This is a genomic window from Glaciimonas sp. PCH181 (assembly GCF_003056055.1).
In the GTDB taxonomy this organism is placed as follows: domain Bacteria; phylum Pseudomonadota; class Gammaproteobacteria; order Burkholderiales; family Burkholderiaceae_D; genus Glaciimonas.
Map to the genome: position 1 here is coordinate 1 of NZ_PYFP01000005.1, position 5,991 is coordinate 5,991.

At 52.1% G+C, this 5,991-nt stretch carries 2 protein-coding genes, 1 tRNA gene, 2 rRNA genes and 1 pseudogene; all 6 read right to left on the reverse strand.

Annotated elements, in window-relative coordinates:
- Nucleotides 1-1,258: pseudogene (locus C7W93_RS23060) on the reverse strand (IS66 family transposase); the annotation flags it as partial.
- 76 nt (nt 1,259-1,334) lie between these two features.
- The gene (gene tnpB, locus C7W93_RS23065) at nt 1,335-1,682 is read right to left on the reverse strand and encodes an IS66 family insertion sequence element accessory protein TnpB (protein ID WP_108438191.1); all 348 of its coding nucleotides are present in this window, start codon (nt 1,680-1,682) and stop codon (nt 1,335-1,337) included.
- An 88-nt stretch (nt 1,683-1,770) separates the two neighbouring features.
- Nucleotides 1,771-2,070, reverse strand: coding sequence for a transposase (locus C7W93_RS23070; protein WP_161539981.1), 300 nt, complete (start codon nt 2,068-2,070; stop codon nt 1,771-1,773).
- Nucleotides 2,071-2,389: 319 nt separating this feature from the next.
- Nucleotides 2,390-2,502, reverse strand: a 5S ribosomal RNA gene (rrf, locus tag C7W93_RS23075).
- Between the two features lie 177 nt (nt 2,503-2,679).
- A 23S ribosomal RNA gene (locus C7W93_RS23080) occupies nt 2,680-5,550 on the reverse strand.
- Between the two features lie 360 nt (nt 5,551-5,910).
- Nucleotides 5,911-5,985: transfer RNA gene (locus C7W93_RS23090), tRNA-Ala, on the reverse strand.
- Between the last annotated feature and the right edge of the window lie 6 nt (nt 5,986-5,991).

Genomic DNA, 5,991 nt, shown 5'->3' on the forward strand with positions numbered 1-5,991 from the left:
ATGCTGCCATCGTCGCAATAGCGGGTTAATGCTGGCCATAAATTGAGGGCGTACAGGATCGCCGCAGTAGTATCGGATTTGCGCGACAGCGTCAACAAACTTGCCCGCAGCCAGCTTTCCAACGCATCAATGAGCGGGCGCGACTGCGCCTGGCGCACTGCCTGTCTTACCTGTGGCGGTTTGCCACGTATGCTTGCTTCGATCTCATACAATGCGCCGATGCGGCGCAAGGCTTCAGTGGTGATTGGCGAGGCCCGTGCTGCATGCAAGTCGAAGAATTTGCGTCGCGCGTGCGCCCAGCACGCAGCCTCCTGTACACGACCGGTTGCATAAATCGCGTTGAATCCGGCATACGCATCGGCCTGCAGAACGCCGGCGAATTTCGCCAGATGGGTCTGAGGATGGATACCTTTGCGGTCCGGCGTGTAAGCGAACCAGACTGCCGGGGCATCGGTTGATCCCGATGGCCGGTCGTCGCGGACATACGTCCACAGTCTGGCTGTTTTGGTCTTGCCATTGCCGGGTGCCAGTACCGGGATCGGGGTGTCGTCGGCATGTAATTTGGTCGTTGCCATCACATGACGGCGTACCGCATCGACCAGCGGTCGCAGCAGGCTGCTGGCAGCACCGACCCAGTCTGCCAATAATCCCCGATCCAGTTCCACACCTTCCCGGGCATAGATGACCGATTGCCGGTAGAGCGGAAGATGATCAGCGAACTTGCTCACCAGAATATGGGCGAGTAATCCGGGCCCCGCCAGACCGCGTGCAATCGGACGGCTGGGTGCCGGCGCCTGGACGATGCAGTCGCAGCAGGTGCAAGCGAGTTTGGGACGCACATGCCGGATGACCCGAAAGCTGGCCGGGACGAATTCAAGTTGCTCGGCAACGTCACTGCCGAGATGACGCAAATCGCCACCGCAATCGGGGCAGGCGGCATGCTCTGGCGTATAGATCTTCTCGTCCCGGGCAAATGGGGCGGTAGCGGTTTGCGTGGTATCTTCGGACGCACTGGCTTCGTTGCCGGGGCAGCGCTGGCAACGTCACTTTCTTCTGTCTGCAAATCTTCTAACCGTAATTCGAGTTGTTCAATTTGCCGGTCCAGCTTCTCGGATTTGCGGCCGAACTGCAGCCGTTTGAGTTTGGCGATGAAGAGCTTGAGGTGTTCGATTTCGATGCGATGTGAGGACAGTGCGTCCTGTAGCTGCGCCACCGTTTCCCCGTGCAACGCAATGACCGCATCACGATCGGTAATCATCGCTTTTAAAGCGCTGATATCGTCGGGAAGGTGGGCGGCGTTGACATGCCCGTAGTTTACCGAATGACGTCGATGTTTACAAGCCTGACAGGGGCCGTTGCGTGCGCTCGGGACGTCGCCAATCGATCCCTTCCAGCAACATTGACAGTTGCGCTTGCGACAGACAAACCGCGCCTTCGCTTGCCTGCGGCCAGATGAAGCGGCCGCGTTCCAGCCGTTTGGCCAGCAGACACAGCCCGTCGCCGGTCCACCACAAGATCTTCAAAATATCGCCACGTCGGCCACGAAACACGAAGACGTGACCGCTAAACGGGTCATCGGCCAATGCCGTTTGCACCTTGGCTGCCAACCCATTAAAACCGCAACGCATATCGGTCACGCCTGCTGCGATCCAGATCCGCGTTCCTGCTGGCAAACCGATCATGCCAGCAACCGGGCCAGCACCATGGAAAGCATAGACGGATCCACCACGCCCTCGACTCGAAGTCGCGCCTTACCTATTTCCAGGACCATCACGCCGGTCGGTGTAACGTGGTGAAGACTGGCTTGGCAGGGGATGGTTGCCGAGGGTCGCCAAGAACTACTGGCAGCAATTTGACGGACTTGCCTGAGGCAATCTCATAGGCTCCTGCACGAAACAATTTACGCCAGGTAAATACCTGGTTCGCATTCACATCGTGGGCCCGCGCCACCCGCGACACCGAGGCCCCAGCCATCAAGGATTGTTCGACCACCATGCGTTTGAAATCAATCGAATGTTGCCGATAACCACTGCGCTTAGAGGGAGTAACCGACTCAATATTTGTGTCCATAATTTGAAGTTGTGGGCACAATCGATTTGTACCCTCCAACGCAATCATGCGGACATTTGAGGATTAGGTATAGACGGTTTTGAGCGCACGCTTACTTTGGGATAGTCATTTTGATGCTTGATATTTTGTTGGATGCTGATTGGCTGATGTGTGACGGCGGATTATATGAGGAATGGTTGTACCGGAAATATCGATTGGCTAAATAAATGGCTCAATACATGCAGTAGGTGTGTGTTTTTCTCCGATCCGATTTCGATTCGATTTCGATTGCCCAAAGCAAAAACCCTCCCAGATTTCTCTGGAGGGTTTTCTAATAAAAGCCTGACGATGACCTACTTTCACACTGGTTGCAGCACTATCATCGGCGCAAAGTCGTTTCACGGTCCTGTTCGGGATGGGAAGGGGTGGTACCAACTCGCTATGGTCATCAGGCATAAACTGTAGTGTCATATGTTCCCAATCGGGCAACACACAACGCAATCTAGAAGAAGTAAAGTTTTGTTTCATGTGTTGGGGTAACGAGGGTTTCGTTACCCCAACACTGGGTATGATTGCACTTTTCAGGCAAACACATATCTCATTAGCTTATATATAACCTGCTAAGGTTATAGGGACAAGCCGCACGGGCAATTAGTACTGGTTAGCTTAACGTATTACTACGCTTCCACACCCAGCCTATCAACGTCCTGGTCTCGAACGACCCTTTAGGGGAATCTAGTTCCCGGGAAATATCATCTCAAGGCAAGTTTCCCGCTTAGATGCTTTCAGCGGTTATCTCTTCCGAACTTAGCTACCCGGCAATGCCACTGGCGTGACAACCGGTACACCAGAGGTTCGTCCACTCCGGTCCTCTCGTACTAGGAGCAGCCCCCTTCAAATTTCCAACGCCCACGGCAGATAGGGACCAAACTGTCTCACGACGTTTTAAACCCAGCTCACGTACCACTTTAAATGGCGAACAGCCATACCCTTGGGACCGGCTACAGCCCCAGGATGTGATGAGCCGACATCGAGGTGCCAAACTCCCCCGTCGATATGAACTCTTGGGAGGAATCAGCCTGTTATCCCCAGAGTACCTTTTATCCGTTGAGCGATGGCCCTTCCATACAGAACCACCGGATCACTATGTCCTACTTTCGTACCTGCTCGACTTGTCAGTCTCGCAGTTAAGCACGCTTATGCCATTGCACTACCAGCACGATGTCCGACCGTACCTAGCGTACCTTCGAACTCCTCCGTTACACTTTGGGAGGAGACCGCCCCAGTCAAACTGCCTACCATGCACTGTCCCCGATCCGGATAACGGACCAAGGTTAGAATCTCAAACAAACCAGGGTGGTATTTCAAGGTTGGCTCCACGCAAACTAGCGTTCACGCTTCAAAGCCTCCACCTATCCTACACAGATTGGTTCAAAATTCAATGCAAAGCTACAGTAAAGGTTCATGGGGTCTTTCCGTCTAGCCGCGGGTAGATTGCATCATCACAAACATTTCAACTTCGCTGAGTCTCGGGAGGAGACAGTGTGGCCATCGTTACTCCATTCGTGCAGGTCGGAACTTACCCGACAAGGAATTTCGCTACCTTAGGACCGTTATAGTTACGGCCGCCGTTTACTGGGACTTCAATCAAGAGCTTGCACCCCATCATTTAATCTTCCAGCACCGGGCAGGAGTCACACCATATACGTCCACTTTCGTGTTTGCATAGTGCTGTGTTTTTATTAAACAGTCGCAGCCACCTTTTTATTGCAGCCCTTTCACCCTTCTGGCGCAAGCCAGTCAAGCTACCGGGGCGTACCTTATCCCGAAGTTACGGTACAAATTTGCCGAGTTCCTTCTCCCGAGTTCTCTCAAGCGCCTTAGAATACTCATCTCGCCCACCTGTGTCGGTTTGCGGTACGGTCTCGTGTGACTGAAGCTTAGAGGCTTTTCTTGGAACCACTTCCGATTGCTTCGTGAATAAATTCACTCGTCTCAACCCCTTGAATTACGCTGCCGGATTTGCCTAACAGCCTTCTCTGAGCCAAAAACCGACTATTCCAACAGTCGGACAACCTTCCGCGATCCGTCCCCCCATCGCATCACACGACGGTGCAGGAATATTAACCTGCTTCCCATCAGCTACGCATCTCTGCCTCGCCTTAGGGCCGACTCACCCTGCTCCGATGAACGTTGAACAGGAAACCTTGGGCTTACGGCGTGGAGGCTTTTCACCCCCATTATCGCTACTCATGTCAGCATTCGCACTTCTGATACCTCCAGCATCCTTTACAAGACACCTTCGCAGGCTTACAGAACGCTCTCCTACCATATCAATAAATTGATATCCGCAGCTTCGGTGACTGGCTTAGCCCCGTTACATCTTCCGCGCAGGACGACTCGATCAGTGAGCTATTACGCTTTCTTTAAAGGATGGCTGCTTCTAAGCCAACCTCCTGACTGTTTTAGCCTTCCCACTTCGTTTGCCACTTAGCCAATCTTTGGGACCTTAGCTGGCGGTCTGGGTTGTTTCCCTCTTGACGTCGGACGTTAGCACCCGGCGTCTGTCTCCCAAGCTCGCACTCATCGGTATTCGGAGTTTGCAATGGTTGGTAAGTCGCAATGACCCCCTAGCCATAACAGTGCTCTACCCCCGATGGTGATACTTGAGGCACTACCTAAATAGTTTTCGGAGAGAACCAGCTATTTCCAAGTTTGTTTAGCCTTTCACCCCTACCCACAGCTCATCCCCTAATTTTTCAACATTAGTGGGTTCGGACCTCCAGTGCGTGTTACCGCACCTTCATCCTGGCCATGAGTAGATCACTTGGTTTCGGGTCTACACCCAGCGACTGAACGCCCTATTCGGACTCGATTTCTCTACGCCTTCCCTATACGGTTAAGCTTGCCACTGAATGTAAGTCGCTGACCCATTATACAAAAGGTACGCAGTCACGGAACAAGTCCGCTCCTACTGTTTGTATGCACACGGTTTCAGGATCTATTTCACTCCCCTTCCGGGGTTCTTTTCGCCTTTCCCTCACGGTACTGGTTCACTATCGGTCGATTACGAGTATTTAGCCTTGGAGGATGGTCCCCCCATGTTCAGACAGGATTACACGTGTCCCGCCCTACTTGTCGCACACTTAGTTCCACACCACCGATTTCATGTAAGGGGCTATCACCCTCTATGGCCACTATTCCAGAGTGTTCCATTATCGCTGATGCTAAATCGTGCAGGCTGTTCCCATTTCGCTCGCCACTACTTTGGGAATCTCGGTTGATTTCTTTTCCTGTAGCTACTTAGATGTTTCAGTTCGCCACGTTCGCCTTGCATACCTATGTATTCAGTATGCAATACCCTAAAAGGTGGGTTTCCCCATTCGGAAATCTGCGGATCAAAGCGTGTTTGCTCGCTCCCCGCAGCTTATCGCAAGCTACTACGTCCTTCATCGCCTGTAATCGCCAAGGCATCCACCATGTGCACTTATTCACTTGTCCCTATAACGTTAGCCTCTAGACGCGTTCACGTCTAAAAACCGGTTATAGGATATTACTTATGAGTATTACTTTAGCGTTTGCCGTATCCAAAGTGTTTTCCAGTTTGCATACTCTCGTATGCTCTTTTTTGAGAACTCTTTTAATACTTTTTGATTTGATACAATCATACCCATCCCACAATGCTGTCGCACTGCGGACGAAATCTTTACTTCTTCTAAATTGTTAAAGAACAAACAGCCAATGATCTTAAAAAAGATCAAACCTAAATCGCGCCGCATCACGCTGTCTTACCCTGCGTAATACCTGACTTAGGTTTGATATTTCACCACGCTCAAACCCCGCTCTGGGAATCAAACAATATGGTGGAGGCTAACGGATCGAACCGATGACCCCCTGCTTGCAAAGCAGGTGCTCTCCCAGCTGAGCTAAGCCCCCATAAAC

Bases quoted from the DNA above. Each gene is read 5' to 3' on its own strand.
- C7W93_RS23070 (WP_161539981.1), bottom strand. From the start codon at position 2,070: ATGGACACAAATATTGAGTCGGTTACTCCCTCTAAGCGCAGTGGTTAT.
- tnpB (WP_108438191.1), bottom strand. From the start codon at position 1,682: ATGATCGGTTTGCCAGCAGGAACGCGGATCTGGATCGCAGCAGGCGTG.